The organism is Sporosarcina sp. SAFN-015, from assembly GCF_059415085.1.
Genome location: NZ_JBPFDR010000009.1, coordinates 72,499 through 89,606, shown reverse-complemented (window position 1 = coordinate 89,606; position 17,108 = coordinate 72,499). Strand labels below are relative to the sequence as shown.

The following is a 17,108-nucleotide window of genomic DNA, read 5'->3' as shown; positions in this document are numbered from 1 at the left end:
TAGATATCGAAACAGTATGTATGAACAGATTTGGAGGGATATGCAAATGAAGATTTCTTATCACGGGCATTCTGTCGTGAAAATTGAAACTGAAGGAAAAACGATTTTAATTGATCCGTTTATCACTGGAAATGAATTGACGGATTTGAATGCTTCCGCTCAGACACCTGATGTGATATTGCTGACACACGGTCATAATGACCATGTAGGAGATACGATGGAAATAGCGAAACGATGTAACCCGCTCATCGTTGCACCGAACGAACTTGCTGTCTATTTAGGTTGGCAAGGCTTGAATACCCATGGAATGAACATTGGAGGTTCATACACATTTGACTTCGGAACAGTGAAATATACGAAGGCTTTCCACAGCTCTTCCTATACGACTGATCAAAATGAAATCATTTATACTGGGATGCCTGCCGGAATTTTATTCACCGCAGAAGAAAAGACGATCTATCATGCAGGAGATACGTCACTTTTCGGAGATATGGCATTAATCGGAAGGCGTCATTCCATCGATGTCACGTTTTTGCCGATCGGCGATAATTTCACGATGGGTCCGGAAGATGCTGCAGAGGCAGTTGAATTGCTGAATCCGAAGCTTGTCGTGCCAATCCATTACGATACGTTTCCGCCGATCAGGCAAAATCCGCAAACATTTAAAGAACTCGTCACGGCTCATGAAGTAAAGATAATGAAGGCTGGGGAGTCAATCGAATTTTAAAACAGAAACCGATCCGGATAGCTAGAACGCCGGGTCGGTTTTTCCTACCGCTGAATGAATTAACTGTCTCGGTCTTCCTGCAATCACTATTCTTTCCGATGTATGATAAAATAGGAGCAGGTAAAAAGAGAAAAAGGTGAAAAGATGTCGACAAAACATGAGCTGATATTACGCTATATTGAAGGGTTGGCCGTCGGCGAAAAAATTTCCGTCCGCCAAGTTGCCAAAGCACTATCTGTCAGTGAGGGAACGGCATATCGGGCGATAAAGGAAGCTGAAAACCAAAAGCTAGTCAATACAATCGAACGTGTTGGCACAATCCGTATTGAAAAGAAGAAGAAAGAGAATATCGAAAGGCTGACATTCGCCGAAGTCGTCAATATCGTTGATGGAGTTGTACTTGGAGGACGTGATGGTCTTCATAAAACATTGACGAAATTCGTCATCGGGGCGATGCAGCTTGATGATATGAGACGGTACATAGACGCAGGCAGTTTATTAATTGTCGGAAACAGGCATAAGGCTCACGAGCTTGCTTTAAGCGCAGGCGCAGCTGTTCTTGTTACGGGAGGATTCGATGTTGCCGATGAGGCAAAAAAGCTTGCAAATGAATTGAATTTGCCCATCATATCATCCAGTTACGACACATTCACGGTTGCGACGATGCTAAACCGGGCGATTTACGATCAATTGATTGAAAAGGAAATTCTTCTTGTGGAAGATATTTTGACTCCGCTTTCTGAAACGATCACTTTTTCGCCGAAGGACACTGTGGCACATTTCAATGAAGTGAACCGGAAAACAGCGCATTCTGGATATCCCGTCATCGATCGGAACGGGAAATTGATCGGAATCGTTACTTCCCGCGATGCAGTTGGAAAGCAAGGGATGGATCTCATTGAGAAAGTGATGACACAGCATCCGATTACCGTGAATGGCAAAACGAGCGTAGCCTCCGCAGGGCATAGCATGATTTGGGAGGGCATTGATTTAATGCCTGTTGTGACTGATGGTGGAATTCTCGAAGGAATCATTAGCCGCCAAGATGTACTAAAGGCATTTCAAATGACACAAAGGCAGCCGCAGCAAGGGGAAAAAATCGATGATATCGTTAAGAACCAAATGAAAGCCATGTCTGATCAGCCGCAAAATGTAGAATTTACTGTCGTTCCCCAAATGACAAACCAACTAGGATCACTTTCATACGGTGCGTTGACGACATTGTTGACGGACGTTGGAAATCGTGCAATTAAAATGCACAAACGTGGAGAAAGCGTCCCGGAAAATATGACAATTTACTTCATTAAGCATGTACAGCTCGGAAATACTGTCACGGTAGAGCCGAGGATTCTGCATATGAGTCGGAGGTTCGTTAAAGTGGACTTCGATCTTTTTTCGGATTCGGAGCTGATTGCTAAAGCAATGGTCATGTATCAGCTTTTCGAAAGATGATAGTTAAAATAAAAAAACTGATGCGGAAGTCGCATCAGTTTTCATTCAGCTTTGTCTCTTCGTCGATAAATTGTTTATAATGCTTTGCAGCTCTACTATTAAAGAAAATGATATAGGCGCCGAAGACGATAAAAAGACCGGAAACGACATACGTTGCAACACCTTCAAAAAGAAAAAGCTGGTTGATTCCGAAAAAGAATAGAAGACCGCCAAGAAATGCTCCAGCCCTGCTTGCGAAATACTTTTTACGGATTGGGAACATTCGACTAGTTCTGAATTGGCGGGTTTTAAAATAAAAATAGTAGACGCCTGATGCAACAATAAGAAAAACTAGTATAAAATTGAGCGTTTTCATAAAAGAGCCTCCATCAAATAACTTCTTTCATTGTAGCGGCTTTTTTCTAGGAATGCGAACAGAATTCATTGAAAACCGGAGGAATCCCAAATTGAAACGACAAATCATCGACACAATTGAACAATACGAAACAATCATCATTCATCGTCATGTCCGCCCAGATCCTGATGCATACGGATCGCAAGTCGGCTTGAAGGAGTTAATAAAAACAAATTATCCTGAAAAGAAAGTGTACGCTGCAGGCATGCATGATAACTTGCTTACGTATTTGGCGGTGCAGGATGAAATAGGGCCTGAAGAATACAAAAATGCGCTTGTCATTGTGACCGATACCGGCAATACGGAGCGGATTGACGCTGAATATTATGAGAAGGGCGACTTTCTTATAAAAATTGATCACCATCCGAATGTAGATCCGTATGGAGATATGAGATGGGTAGATACCGAATCTAGCTCCACGTCAGAAATGATTTATCTTTTATTTGAAGAAGGTGAAAAGCATTTCGGATGGAAAATGTCTGATGCGTGCGCCCGTTTACTTTTTGCTGGCATTGTGGGAGATACAGGCAGATTCCTTTTCCCGAGTGCAACTGTAAGGACGTTTGAAATCGCAAGTAGTTTGATCAAATACGACTTTGATCGTACGAAGTTATATGCAGAAATGTATGAAGAAGACCGCAGATTGCTCCATTTAAAAGGATATATATATCAACAATTCACCATTGACGAAAATGGGGCAGCCTTCATAAAAATCGACAAATCGATTCTGGAAAAGTTTGACGTCACTGCTAGTGAGACGTCCCAACTTGTCGGTTCCCTCGGTGATGTGAAAGGGATTTGTGCATGGGTAATTTTTGTCGAGGAAGACGATCAAATCCGTGTCAGACTACGTTCAAAGGGACCTATTATCAATCAACTCGCTGCCGAATATGACGGAGGAGGACATCCGCTCGCTTCCGGGGCTTCAATTTATTCTTGGGAAAAAGCGGATGAGGTCATTGGTAAATTGAAAAAATTATGTGCGGAGAAGTAACGGTTCGGAGGGATTTTCATTGGTACTTGTCTATCCACAAATTGTGACCGGCGCTGATCTGCTGCGCGGCATTATAAAATTAGACCATCTGGCCCCGCTTCTGCAAAGGAGAGGGGCTAGATCTGTTGGAATCGTCAATTCGAAAATGTATGGTGTTCGTTCATTTTGCAAGGTAATGGAAAAGTACGGCATCCATCCTGTCATTGGATTGTCCATTCGGTTGGAGCTGGAAGATGGCCAAGACATTTTGCTATATGCGTATGCTAAAGATGATAAAGGCTATAGCAATCTTCTTAAAATAAGCAGTGCGATGGCGACGAGGGAACAGGAAACGCTGCCTTTGAAATGGTTGCAAGCGTATAGCGAGGGTTGTATTATCATATGCCCATTGACCGATCGTTCATGGGATGAGAGCCGAGGAAACGACACGATCGAGATAATCCGAAAAGCTTGCAGGACGGTCTATATCGGCATTTCACGGCCAGGCAGCGTAAAGCATATTGCCGAGAATGAAATTATAAAGATAGCCGAAGATACGGGGACAATCATTACCGCTTACCACGAATCAAGATATATTACCGAAGAAGATGCTTTCGCTTTTGAAGTGGCCACAGCAATCCGGTCCGGCTATAAGCTCAATGATCCAGCTCGTCCAAAAATGGATGTTTATGATGCCCATGTGCCAGAAGAGAAAGAAATTCTACAATGGTTTTCCGATCGTCCGGAATGGATCGAAAATATGGCTGAAATCATGTTATCTTGTGATGCGAAATTGCCTCCAAGTCGCACATTAATGCCTGCCTTTCCCGTTCCGGAAGGACATACCGCAGCTTCCTTGCTGAAAAAGAATTGCGAGGAAGGGTTGCTCCATCGGCTAGAGAAAGTGAGTCCAGTTTATTATGATCGACTCAAAAAAGAGCTTCAAGTCATTGAAAACATGGGATTTTCCGATTACTTTCTTATCGTTGAGGATTTCATGCGTTTCTCAAAAAAGAATGGGATACTGACTGGCCCAGGAAGGGGTTCTTCAGCTGGATCGCTCGTCGCCTTCTCCCTTGGCATAACAGATGTAGATCCAATCAGATACGGACTCATCTTTGAGCGGTTCCTCAATCCCGGCAGAATTACGATGCCGGATATCGACATAGATTTTGCCGATAACCGCCGCTCTGAAGTTATTGAATATGTAGCAAAAAAATACGGAAAAGCTCATGTTGCTCAGATCATCACGTTCGGTACACTGTCGCCCAAATCTGTAGCACGAAACGTTGCACGTGTATTTGACTTTTCCAATGAAGAAATGTCTTTCTTATCTAAACAAATTCAAGAAGGACATAGCAAAAGGCTTGAAGAATCTGTTAACAAATCTAAAGCGCTTCAAGACTGGGTTGCAATGGACCCTGTCCGTGCTAAATGGCTACAGGCAGCGAAAACGTTGGAAGGGCTGCCGAGGAATGCCTCTACACATGCTGCAGGCGTCATTTTGTCACCGATACCGTTAGTCGAAACAGTTCCTCTTCAAAATAGCGGAGACGATATTTTCTTGACGCAATGGGCGATGGGGGATGTGGAGGAAATCGGCTTGTTGAAAATGGATTTCCTCGGGTTGCGCAATTTGACATTAATGGATCGAATACGCTCGATGATTCAATATGATACGGGAAAGACATTTCATTTCGAAGACATTCCTTTAAACGACTCGAAAACTTTTGAACTTTTCAAGAAAGGTGACATGACAGGGATTTTCCAATTTGAGTCAGATGGCATGAGAGATGCATTAAGGCTTATTAAACCTGATGAATTCAGTGATCTGTATGCAATCAATGCTTTATACCGTCCTGGTCCGATGGAAAATATCCCATTATATAGCCGAAGAAAAAACAATAAGGAGAAAATTGAATATTTACACCCTCAGTTGGAGCCGATTCTTAAGGAGACTGCAGGAATTATCGTATACCAAGAGCAAATCATGCAAATCGCTGTTCAAATTGCAGGTTTTACAATGGCGGAAGCGGATCTGTTAAGAAGGGCAGTCAGCAAGAAGAAGCGTGAAGTTCTTCGCCAGGAGAGAGAGCATTTTGTCAAAAGTGCAGTTCAGCACAATTTTCCAGAACGTTCCGCAAGTGAAATATATGATTTGATTGTTAAGTTTGCCGATTACGGATTTCCGAAAAGCCATGCGGTGGCCTATTCATTGATTTCCTACCAATTGGCATACGTCAAGGCGAATGCGCCGGCTTATTTCTACGCTTCGTTATTGTCGATGGCCACTGGCAATCAAGAAAAAACGATGGAATATATTAATGAAATTAGACGGAAAGGCATTGAAATTCTCCCACCGTCCATCCAAAAAAGCAAATACGCACACGTCGTTGAAAAAGGGTCCATTCGAATCGGATTAGGGTCGATCAAAGGAGTGACCCCGTCATTTTATAATATCGTGAAAGACGCACGGAATTCAGAAGGTTGGAAAACGCTATTCGATTTTTCAGCTGCAATCGGCGGTACACATTTTACCGAAAAGACAATCATCCCTCTTATTAAAGCGGGAGCACTCGATGAATTTGGGAAAGATCGATCTGTGTTGCTTGCTTCAATTGAAGCCGCCCGAAACCATGCCCTATTCGTCAGTCCCGATGGCGACGACTTGCTTCAGGATATTATTTATTCAGTTGCCAAGCCAAAGTATTCACCAGGCGGGTCGATGCCGCGATTTGCAATGCTTGAGTACGAACGCGAAATGCTAGGCTTCTATTTATCAGAGCATCCGGCTCTAGAAATGAAAAAGAAATTGATGGAGCCAATCGTAGATCTCGTAGTCGTACCCGATGCAAAAGAACGATCGGTACTGCAGGTTGCCGGTATGATAAGGGAAATCAAACGGATCCGAACGAAAAAAGGCGAGGCGATGGCTTTCCTAACACTTCAAGATGAAACCGGTGAATTATCGTGCACAATCTTCCCAAAACAATACGCCACAAGCAACTCCCTATTACAAGAGCTTGCAATGGTGCACGTAACAGGAACAATGGAAAAACGCAACGGCCAAACACAACTGATCGTGCAACAGGTTAAAAGGGTTTAAGTAGTGATATTAAAAAGAGAATTTTAGGTTTAGAAGTTGAAGAAGAATAACAACTGGATTGGAGTGAAAGGCAGCGACTCTAGCGGGAACAGCACGAGCTGAAAGCCCCGCAGACACGAAGTGGCGAGGAGATTGAAGCCGTGCCCGCGGAACGCGTCTGCCTGGAACGGAAATCCATGTATTCCAATTACCTGAGACATGTAAAATCATGTCTCTTTTTGTCTTTTCATCATTAATTCCTACAAATCTCTTTACGATGCCATCACTTTTCTGTATGCTATAACAAGTAGTGGTCAGACCACTCGGATTACGAATTTCCAAGAGGGGCGGCCGTATGCAAAATACAAAACCATCATCAAAGATGTTTCTCGATATCGTTGGAGAACTCAGATTAATGATAAAGGCGGAAGGCATAAAAGCAGGTGACAAACTGCCTTCTGAACGTGTTTTGGCGGAACGTCTGCAAGTCGGAAGATCGACAGTCCGCGAAGCATTGAGAAGCCTCGAGCTGCTTGGACTGATCGAAACCCGTCGAGGCGAAGGGACATACCTTGCCGACTTTAAAAAGCACCAGCTTGTTGAAGTTCTCTCAACATTCGTCATGCAGCAACCTCAATCGGCAATGGATGTGACAGATACACGCATCATACATGAAAAAGCCGCGATACAAACAATTTGTGAGGACGAGCAGAAACGTAAACTTCCTGTCTGGGAAGGAATTCTCATGAAGATTGACGAGGACGGCGAGGTTTTTCGGGAAGATATCATGCGGGAAATGATTGTCGCTACAGATAACCGATTATCATTGAAAATTTGGTTTATACTGAAACAATATAGCAAGGTTCCGTTTGAACATATGACAGCAGTAAAAGAAAATGAAATTGTAAGGGCTATGCTCAAACATTTAATGGACGGAAGCGTCATGGAAGCATTACAAGCCTATGACCGGTGGATTGAATATATCGAGGGGGAAAACAAAGAATGATCCGTGAATTTTTTACGAAGAAGAAGCAAGCAATAACGATACCTTCGGCCGATGCGAAAAACGATGTGCCGGAAGGAATTATGACTAAATGTCCGGAATGTAAACAAATCATCTTAACGAAAGATTTAATGAAAACAGCGAAAGTTTGCCCTAAATGTGATCACCACTTTAAAATGACGGCGTGGGAGCGTGTTGAATGTCTATTTGACGAAGATACATTCACATCAATGGACGACCATCTGAAATCCGAGAACCCGCTTAATTTCCCATCATATACAGAGAAAATAGCGTCAGATTCAGAGAAGACGGGATTGAACGAAGCGGTTCTTACCGGAATCGGGAAAATCGGGGGAAATGAAGTTGCAATTGCAATTATGGATTCTCATTTCCGAATGGGTTCCATGGGTTCGGTCGTCGGAGAAAAAATCACCCGTGCAGTTGAAGCTGCTACGGAAAAGGGCATTCCTGTCATTATTTTTTCAGCAAGCGGCGGGGCACGTATGCAGGAAGGCGTATTATCGCTAATGCAAATGGCGAAAACGAGCGTTGCATTACAACGACATGCTGACAAAGGATTGCTTTTTATTTCCGTCATGACCTATCCAACAACTGGCGGTGTTTCGGCAAGTTTCGCTTCTGTAGGCGATATTAATATTGCTGAACCAAAAGCGTTGATTGGCTTTGCGGGTAGACGTGTAATCGAACAAACTGTACGAGAAAAGCTGCCGGACAATTTCCAAACTGCCGAATTCTTGTTAGAGCATGGACAAGTCGATGCGGTTATCGATCGCCGTGAATTGACAGAAGCCCTTGCAAAACTCATTGGGCTGCATGTAAGGGAGGTAAACTAATATGAGCAAGACGTTGGCATTCGAAGAACCGATTGTGAAACTTCGGGAAAAAATCAATGAGCTCGAAGAGTTCACTTCAACAAATGAAGTCGATCTAACCGACGAAATCGGCAAGTTGAAAACTAGATTAAGTAATTTGGAGACGGAAATTTATAGTAATATGGAACCGTGGGATCGCGTACAAGTTGCAAGACACCCTGAGCGCCCCACAACGAGGGATTATGTCGCTGAACTTTTTGAAGACTTTATGGAACTGCACGGGGATCGCTCATTTGGAGACGATGCAGCAATCATTGGTGGAATAGGTTCCTTCGAATCAATGCCTGTAACGGTTATCGGGCATCAGAGAGGTAAAGATACGAAGGAAAACGTGAAACGCAACTTTGGTATGCCGCATCCGGAAGGGTACCGGAAAGCTTTGCGTTTAATGAAACAGGCTGAAAAGTTTGGCCGTCCGATCATATGTTTTATTGATACGAAAGGTGCATATCCAGGGAAAGCAGCGGAAGAGCGTGGACAAAGTGAAGCAATTGCCCGTAATCTTATCGAAATGGCTGGATTGAAAGTGCCAGTCGTTTCTATTGTCATCGGAGAAGGCGGCAGTGGAGGTGCGCTCGCTTTAGGCGTCGCAAATCACATTCATATGTTGGAGAATTCGACGTACTCTGTCATTTCTCCTGAAGGGGCAGCTTCGATACTTTGGAAAGATTCAAGCCTTTCAAAGCAGGCAGCGGAAGCAATGAAAATTACAGCCCCTCATTTAAAGGAAATGGGAATTATCGATGAAATCATTCCAGAAGTACTTGGCGGTGCGCATCGTGATCCGAAAGCACAGGCAGTGGAAATGAGGAAAGTGTTACGAACTTCATTAGACTCACTTTGTAAAATGGATGCGGCTGCAATTATAGAAGATCGGTATAATAAGTTCCGTAATATCGGTGTGTTTTCAGAATGACAAGGTGCGGGCTTACCCCGCATCTTTTCGTTGCTTCTAGGCATGCGCCTGCGCTTTTGTTTGTTATACATAAAGTAATCGATATGAAGGGGTGGTCCATTTGAAAAAGATCGGAGTTTTGACTAGTGGGGGAGATGCGCCAGGCATGAATGCAGCTGTCCGTGCGGTCGTGCGGAAGGCGATTTACGAGGGGTTCGAAGTTGCTGGTGTTTTCAATGGCTATCAAGGACTCATCCAAGGGAAAATCGAATTGTTGCAGCTCGGGTCGGTCGGTGACATTATTCAACGAGGAGGAACGATGCTTAGATCCGCACGCTCCCCGGAATTCATGACAGAGGAAGGGCGTAAAGAAGCGATCCGCCAGTTGAAGGCGCATCATATCGATGGACTTGTCGTAATAGGTGGAGACGGATCATTTAAAGGTGCGTTCGAATTGGTGAAAATGGGGATTCCTTGTGTTTGTGTTCCCGCGACAATCGACAATGACATTAATGGTACAGAATTCACGATTGGTTTCGATTCTGCACTAAATACAGTTATTGACGCGATTGATAAGATTAGGGATACAGCGACTTCGCATGAACGAACGTTCATAATTGAAGTAATGGGCAGAGACGCCGGAGATTTGGCCCTTTGGTCTGGACTAGCTGGCGGTGCTGAAACAATCCTCATACCTGAAGAAGGTTATGATATCGATGAAATCGTAAACCGGTTACAGAGCGGTACGGGCCGTGGTAAAAAACATAGTATCATTATCGTAGCGGAAGGAGTCATGTCCGGTTCATCGTTGGCCGATCTGTTGAAGGAGAAAGCAGGAATCGAGACGCGTGTATCTGTCTTGGGGCATATTCAACGTGGAGGTTCTCCTTCTGCCAGAGATCGGGTCATTGCGAGTCAATATGGAGCAAGAGCGGTCGAAGTGTTAGGCGAAGGTCGTGGCGGCGTAGCAATTGGTATGCAAAACCATAAGGTGGTAGACTATGATTTAGAAGTGGTATTTGCACCAACAGATCATACGTTGGATATGGAACTTTATGAGTTATCCAAAGTGTTGTCAATTTAAGTAAACTAAAACATTTGATGAGTACAATACGAAAGGGCGTTTTTGTGATGAGAAAGACAAAAATTGTGTGCACAATCGGACCAGCTAGCGAATCACCGGAGCTATTAGAACAGTTGATAGAGGCAGGCATGAATGTTGCACGGCTTAACTTTTCACATGGTACACACGAAGAGCACAAAGCCCGCATAAAATCCATCAGGGAAGCGTCAAAGAAGACAGGCAAGGTCGTCGGAATCCTTCTTGATACGAAAGGTCCTGAAATCCGGACGCATTCTATGAGAAACGGACAAATTGAATTGATCACCGGTCAGCATATCGATATTTCGATGACTGAGGTGGAAGGTACTGAAGATGTATTTTCTGTTACATATGAAAAGCTGATCGAAGATGTGGACAAAGGTTCTGTCATTTTATTGGATGACGGATTGATCCAACTCGAAGTCGTCGGAAAGGATCTTGAAAAAGGACTGATCCATACGATTGTCGTCAACTCGGGTACATTGAAAAATAAAAAAGGAGTGAATGTGCCAGGTGTTTCGGTACAACTCCCTGGAATTACCGAGAAAGACCGGGAAGACATCTTATTTGGAATCCACGAAGGTGTTGATTTCATTGCAGCTTCTTTTGTGCGCAGAGCTTCTGACGTTATGGAAATACGGGAATTATTAGAGAAAAACGGTGGAGCGCAAATTCATATTATTCCTAAGATCGAGAATGGTGAAGGTGTCGACAATTTGGATGATATATTGACGGTATCCGATGGACTGATGGTTGCAAGGGGCGATCTCGGCGTGGAAATACCAGCGGAAGAAGTCCCGCTCGTACAAAAGAAAATGATCGAGAAATGCAATCAAGCTGGCAAACCAGTCATTACAGCAACACAAATGCTCGATTCAATGCAACGCAATCCACGTCCAACACGGGCAGAAGCAAGTGACGTCGCGAACGCCATTTTGGACGGTTCAGATGCCATCATGCTATCAGGTGAAACAGCGGCCGGCTTATACCCGGTTGAATCTGTTCGTACGATGGATCGTATTGCGAAAACAGCTGAAGATGCTGTCGATTACCGTGCTGTCGTATCTACTCGCCGACGAGAAAAGCATGGCAATATGACAGAATCAATCGGTCAAGCAGTAGCCTATACGGCAATTAATTTAAAAGTGAAAGCTGTGCTTGCCCCAACGGAAAGCGGCCATACTGCTAAAATGATTGCCAAATATCGCCCAGGATGCCCAATCGTCGCAATTACAGCTTCAGATGAGTGCTCCAGAAAATTGACGCTTGTCTGGGGAATCTACCCGATTATCGGGGAAAGGGTACATTCAATTGATGAGATTTTACAGGAATCCGTTGAGGAAAGCGTTAAGCATCAATATGTAACCCATGGCGACGTTGTCATTATTACGGCAGGTGTGCCGGTCGGTGAAGCAGGAACGACGAACTTGATGAAGATTCATGTTATCGGCGATATGCTTGCGAAAGGGCAAGGAATTGGAAAGTCGGTAGCATTTGGTCAAGCGGTTGTCGCTCATAATGCACAAGAAGCATTGGCTCACGATGTGAAAGGGAAGATTCTAGTCACATATTCTTCGGACCGTGATATGATGCCCGCAATTGAAAAATGTGCAGGATTAATAACGGAAGAGGGCGGCTTGACAAGTCATGCGGCTGTCGTTGGTCTCAGTTTAGGTATCCCTGTCATTGTCGGAGTTGAAAAAGCGACCGAACTAATCATTGATGGAAAAGACATAACGATGGATGCAGAATCCGGAGTGATTTATAATGGACATGCAAGGGTTCTTTAACAAATAACAAATTATGAAAAAAGGCTGTCTTCCGAAACAATTCGGAAGCGGCCTTTTTAGGATTGGGGTTGTCGTTGAATGAAATGGCTTTTACCTTTATTTATTCTCGTGCCAGCTGCGGAACTCTTCGTGCTGCTATATTCGGGGAAGACAATTGGAGTCATACCGACCCTTCTTCTCATCGTCATCAGCGGATTAGGGGGGGCTTACTTGGCAAAAAAACAAGGTCTTAAAGCTTTGACAGATTTGAGGAATAGGATGGGAACAATGGAGGCCCCTGGGAACGCCGTCATCGATGGCGTCTGTATTTTCTTTGGCGGCATTTTATTGATCATGCCTGGATTTATTAGTGATATAGCGGGACTTTTGCTTTTATTTAAAGGGCCAAGAAATATGATTCGACCATTTATCGTTGCTTGGATATATAAAAAGATGAAACAAGGCAGGATTGTCATTCGATGAATGATGGATGTTTTTTCAATTTCAGTGCGGCAAACAATAGGAACGGCGTCAAAAGTATACCCGCTAATCCAAATAGATAGAGCGAGCACACTGTAATGAAAAAAGCATGGATAGGCTTTACACGAAAAGCAGATGCCCACATATAGGATTCAGCCAATTGCCTCGTTGTAACGACGAATATATAGAGCAGAGCAAGCGAAACACCGATGAATAATTGATTGGAATAGAGGAAAAAAGCCGACATCGGAATTAGGAATAGTCCGATGCCTAACAAAGGCAGGCTATCGGCGATGGAGACAAGGAATGCGCTGCCGATTGGCGATTCAAATCTAAGGACTGAAAATCCGATGCTCAGGATAATGAAAGTCAAAAGAAACAATCTTGCTTCCACAAACGCGAATGTCCCGAACAATTCACCGGATTTTGTAAAGATACGTTTGGCAGGTGCTCGCATACTTACGGGAAAATAAACGAGAAACCAGAATTTGTTTTTGCCTGATTCACGCAGTGCAAAAAAATAAGCTACGATGAAAATGAACATGCTAAATATTCTTTGAAAAAAAGTAGCGGTAAATGTAATGGCATATTCAAGCAACGCATGTCCATATTCAATAATCTTATCTTCAAGAAATTTGATGACTCTTCCAGTGAAATTCGTATTTCCGGTGTATGTTGATAAATGTTTTTCTAGCAGCGGTACTGTATCCATCAATCCATGCAATGCAATGAAAGAAAAAGTGCTGAAGATAAACAACATGGAAATCATGACGAAAAAAGTGGCTATCGTTAAAGGTAGTTTTGTCATCGTCCGGACTGCCAGTAAAATAGGTGCAGTAAAATAGGCTGCTATTATTGCAATTCCTACCGGAGGAACTATGAAGATGAAAATCCCTGCGACAATCGCGGGAAACCATTGCGTGGCAAGCGATTTGTATGTTTGCTGTCTTATGTTTTTTATCAAGATTTCATCCTTTTTTCTCTTATTCTACAAATAAAACAAGCGTTTCCATTCACAAATCTGTAATATTTGCTTATAATGGTCAATGTAAGCGTTTCAGACAGTACTAAATAAAATGTAGTTTTGCCGGAAATTGCTAGATTTTGTAGACATACCGGCAAAAAAAGACTGAAGGAGCGATTTAAATGACAGCATCAAAAGGATTGGAAGGAATCGTAGCGACACAGTCCGCCATCAGTTCAATTATTGATGACACCCTTACATACGTCGGTTACGATATCGATGATCTTGCAGTAAATGCAAGCTTTGAGGAAGTTGTTTATCTATTATGGCATCAGCGTCTTCCAAAAGCGGACGAGCTTGCGGAATTGAAACAGCAACTTGCGGACAATATGTCGGTTCCACAACCTGTTCTCGATCATTTTAAGACATATCCGATTGGCGAAGTTCACCCGATGGCAGCATTGCGTACAGCAATCTCCCTCCTCGGATTATACGATGAACACGCGGAAGATATGTCTGAAGAAGCCAATTATCAAAAAGCGATTCAGCTTCAAGCGAAAGTGGCAACGATCGTTACTGCTTTCTCTCGCATCCGTAAAGGTCAAGAGCCAGTTGCTCCCAAAAAGGAACTTGGCTATGCAGCAAACTTCTTGTACATGTTAACAGGTGAAGAGCCTGAAGATATTGCAATTGAAGCATTCAATAAAGCCTTAGTTCTTCACGCCGACCATGAATTGAACGCTTCCACTTTCACAGCACGTGTTTGTGTGGCAACTCTATCCGATATGTATTCCGGCATTACGGCTGCAATCGGAGCGCTTAAAGGACCACTTCACGGTGGTGCGAACGAGCAAGTCATGAAGATGCTCATGGAAATCGGCGAAGAAGAAAAAGTAGAATCTTATATTAGAGAAAAACTTGATAATAAAGAAAAGATTATGGGCTTCGGCCATCGTGTGTATCGTAAAGGCGACCCACGTGCGAAGCATCTGCGCGAAATGTCCCGTAAGTTGACAGCACTCCGTGGAGAAGAAAAGTGGTATAATATGTCACTCCAAATTGAATCAATCGTAACTGGCGAGAAGAATTTGCCACCGAACGTTGATTTCTATTCGGCTTCGGTATATCATTCACTTGGTATCGATCACGATTTATTCACACCTATTTTTGCAGTTTCCCGATTCTCAGGCTGGACGGCGCATATTTTGGAGCAATACTCCAACAATAGACTGATTCGACCACGTGCTGAATATATCGGACCAGATATGCAAAAATACGTACCAATCAACGAAAGATAACTTGTACTTGGTGTGATTGTCCAAGTTCACAAGTAATACATCGGGGCCGAAGCATTAAGATTGGCCCCCTCATTTCGAAATGGAGGAATAATAAAATGGCAAAAATCACAGTAACTGACGGCGTTCTTAACGTTCCGGATCATGCAACAATCCCATTCATCATTGGTGACGGTACTGGCCCTGATATTTGGAATGCAGCTTCACGCGTAATGGAAGCGGCAGTTGAAAAAGCATACGATGGCCAAAAGAAAATCGAATGGAAAGAAGTACTTGCAGGAGAAAAAGCATTCAACGAAACTGGAGAATGGCTTCCACAAGAGACTCTTGACACGATTGATGAGTACCTTATCGCTATTAAAGGTCCTTTGACGACTCCAATCGGCGGCGGTTTCCGTTCTTTGAACGTTGCACTTCGTCAAGAGTTGGATCTTTATACTTGCTTGCGTCCTGTTCGTTATTTCGAAGGAGTTCCATCTCCTGTTAAGCGTCCGGAAGACTGCGACATGGTCATCTTCCGTGAAAACACTGAAGATATTTATGCTGGTATTGAATACCAAGAAGGCTCCGATGAAGTGAAAAAATTGATTTCATTCCTTCAAAACGAAATGGGAGTAAACAAAATTCGTTTCCCAGAAACTTCCGGCATCGGTATCAAACCAGTATCTGAAGAAGGTACAAAAAGACTTGTTCGCGGTGCAATCAATTACGCACTAAAAGAAGGACGTAAATCGGTAACGCTTGTCCACAAAGGTAACATCATGAAATTCACAGAAGGTGCTTTCAAAAATTGGGGTTACGAAGTGGCTGAGCAAGAGTTTGGCGATAAAGTATTCACATGGAACGAATATGACAAGATAAAAGAAGCGGAAGGCACAGACGCTGCAAACAAAGCGCAAGCTGATGCAGAAGCTGCTGGCAAAATCATCATTAAAGATGCGATTGCTGATATCTTCCTACAACAAATCTTGACTCGCCCTAAAGAGTTTGACGTTGTTGCTACGATGAACTTGAACGGTGACTACATTTCCGACGCGCTTGCAGCCCAAGTCGGCGGAATCGGGATCGCTCCAGGAGCAAACATTAACTACGTTACTGGACATGCGATTTTTGAAGCAACTCACGGAACAGCTCCAAAATATGCTGGCCTAGACAAAGTGAACCCTTCTTCTGTTCTACTTTCAGGCGTTATGATGCTTGAGCATATGGGTTGGAACGAAGCTGCAAACATGATAACTGCTTCTATCGAGAAAACGATCGCTTCTAAAGTTGTAACTTATGACTTCGCTCGTTTGATGGATGGAGCTACAGAGGTTAAGACTTCCGAGTTTGCTGATGAATTGATTAAAAACCTATAATATCCATACAACCGGGAAGCCTTAACGCTTCCCGGTTTTTATTTTAGCCAAGAATCTTGCCCGCAACACTGCGCTTTTGCTCGCAAACAAACGCCGTTCATTGTAACGGCGTTTGCTTGCTCTTTCCAAGTGAAAATTGATACAATTTCTATAACACTAATTCCATATAGGTGAAGAAGGGGGAAGCAAGTTGATATTAGGTAAAAAAAGGCGGATTGGAAGGGATATCGAGAAAATCGATGAAGGTGAAAAGCTTAAGCTTACCGAGAAGATTGAAGATAAGGATTTACTTCTCTACCTTGGTCTGACAAATGATTCAAATCCGCTGTATATTCAGCATGATTATGCATCCCAAACCGAATTCGACAAGCCGATTGTACCGACGATCATGTTAAATGGAATCATCACTTCCGCCATTTCAAAATACTTGCCAGGGCCAGGATCGCATATTACGGAACAGCATTTAACTTTCCCGAACCATGTGTATCACTATGAAACAATTAATTTTCTATTTGAAGTGATCCAAGTGGAAAAAGAGAAGCGGTTCATCGTAATTCAAATCGAGGCGACGAATGAAGATGGAAAAACAGTCATCTCTGGTACAGTATCAGTCATTCCTCCCTCGATCCGGGAAAATCTGACTTCTGATGCAATGGAAAACTTCTGATCATCTCTGTGCATATATAATAATGAAAGTTAGCATCTAAGGGGGACTTGG

15 protein-coding genes are annotated in these 17,108 nt (G+C 43.3%); 13 read left to right on the top strand and 2 right to left on the bottom strand.

What is annotated here, in order from left to right; genetic code table 11:
• Positions 1-46 precede the first annotated feature (46 nt).
• Together ACR65H_RS15245 and ACR65H_RS15240 are read left to right on the top strand one after the other, a co-directional pair.
• On the top strand, positions 47-727 hold the full coding sequence (locus tag ACR65H_RS15245) for a metal-dependent hydrolase (protein WP_440501380.1): 681 nt from the start codon (positions 47-49) through the stop codon (positions 725-727).
• 144 nt (positions 728-871) lie between these two features.
• Positions 872-2,179: a DRTGG domain-containing protein gene (locus tag ACR65H_RS15240; RefSeq protein ID WP_440501378.1), complete on the top strand. Its 1,308-nt coding sequence runs from the start codon at positions 872-874 to the stop codon at positions 2,177-2,179.
• A gap of 34 nt (positions 2,180-2,213) precedes the next feature.
• Here the strand turns inward: ACR65H_RS15240 and ACR65H_RS15235 are convergent, their stop codons facing one another.
• Positions 2,214-2,534: a YtpI family protein gene (locus ACR65H_RS15235; protein ID WP_440501377.1), complete on the bottom strand. Its 321-nt coding sequence runs from the start codon at positions 2,532-2,534 to the stop codon at positions 2,214-2,216.
• 91 nt (positions 2,535-2,625) lie between these two features.
• Here ACR65H_RS15235 and ACR65H_RS15230 point away from each other — a divergent pair, with 91 nt between their 5' ends.
• From ACR65H_RS15230 to ACR65H_RS15195, 8 genes are all read left to right on the top strand, one after another.
• Positions 2,626-3,567 carry a DHH family phosphoesterase gene (locus ACR65H_RS15230; protein WP_440501375.1) on the top strand — a complete coding sequence of 314 codons (942 nt, stop codon included), beginning with the start codon at positions 2,626-2,628 and terminating at the stop codon, positions 3,565-3,567.
• Positions 3,568-3,586: 19 nt separating this feature from the next.
• Positions 3,587-6,652, top strand: a complete 3,066-nt coding sequence (locus ACR65H_RS15225; protein ID WP_440501374.1) for a DNA polymerase III subunit alpha — start codon at positions 3,587-3,589, stop codon at positions 6,650-6,652.
• A gap of 334 nt (positions 6,653-6,986) precedes the next feature.
• Positions 6,987-7,637, top strand: coding sequence for a FadR/GntR family transcriptional regulator (locus ACR65H_RS15220; RefSeq protein WP_440501372.1), 651 nt, complete (start codon positions 6,987-6,989; stop codon positions 7,635-7,637).
• Complete coding sequence (gene accD / locus ACR65H_RS15215; protein WP_440501370.1) at positions 7,634-8,488, top strand: acetyl-CoA carboxylase, carboxyltransferase subunit beta; 855 nt, start codon at positions 7,634-7,636, stop codon at positions 8,486-8,488. The genes ACR65H_RS15220 and accD overlap by 4 nt, the downstream gene beginning before the upstream one ends.
• Before the next feature lies 1 nt (position 8,489).
• Entirely contained in the window at positions 8,490-9,443 is a 954-nt protein-coding gene (locus tag ACR65H_RS15210) for an acetyl-CoA carboxylase carboxyltransferase subunit alpha (RefSeq protein WP_440501369.1), read from the top strand.
• 100 nt (positions 9,444-9,543) lie between these two features.
• Positions 9,544-10,506: a 6-phosphofructokinase gene (gene pfkA, locus ACR65H_RS15205; RefSeq protein ID WP_440501367.1), complete on the top strand. Its 963-nt coding sequence runs from the start codon at positions 9,544-9,546 to the stop codon at positions 10,504-10,506.
• A gap of 47 nt (positions 10,507-10,553) precedes the next feature.
• The gene (gene pyk, locus ACR65H_RS15200; RefSeq protein WP_440501366.1) at positions 10,554-12,314 is read left to right on the top strand and encodes a pyruvate kinase; all 1,761 of its coding nucleotides are present in this window, start codon (positions 10,554-10,556) and stop codon (positions 12,312-12,314) included.
• A gap of 78 nt (positions 12,315-12,392) precedes the next feature.
• Positions 12,393-12,776 carry an FxsA family protein gene (locus ACR65H_RS15195; protein WP_440501364.1) on the top strand — a complete coding sequence of 128 codons (384 nt, stop codon included), beginning with the start codon at positions 12,393-12,395 and terminating at the stop codon, positions 12,774-12,776.
• Here ACR65H_RS15195 and ACR65H_RS15190 read toward each other — a convergent pair.
• A complete protein-coding gene (locus ACR65H_RS15190; protein ID WP_440501362.1) occupies positions 12,766-13,737 on the bottom strand; it encodes an AI-2E family transporter in 972 nt (323 codons plus the stop codon). The genes ACR65H_RS15195 and ACR65H_RS15190 overlap by 11 nt on opposite strands.
• Before the next feature lie 182 nt (positions 13,738-13,919).
• On the opposite strand from ACR65H_RS15190, the gene citZ reads away from it, so the two are divergent.
• From citZ to ACR65H_RS15175, 3 genes are all read left to right on the top strand, one after another.
• Positions 13,920-15,035 carry a citrate synthase gene (citZ, locus tag ACR65H_RS15185; RefSeq protein WP_440501360.1) on the top strand — a complete coding sequence of 372 codons (1,116 nt, stop codon included), beginning with the start codon at positions 13,920-13,922 and terminating at the stop codon, positions 15,033-15,035.
• A gap of 95 nt (positions 15,036-15,130) precedes the next feature.
• Positions 15,131-16,390, top strand: coding sequence for an NADP-dependent isocitrate dehydrogenase (icd, locus tag ACR65H_RS15180; RefSeq protein WP_440501359.1), 1,260 nt, complete (start codon positions 15,131-15,133; stop codon positions 16,388-16,390).
• A 190-nt stretch (positions 16,391-16,580) separates the two neighbouring features.
• A complete protein-coding gene (locus ACR65H_RS15175; protein ID WP_440501357.1) occupies positions 16,581-17,057 on the top strand; it encodes a MaoC/PaaZ C-terminal domain-containing protein in 477 nt (158 codons plus the stop codon).
• Positions 17,058-17,108: the final 51 nt, after the last annotated feature.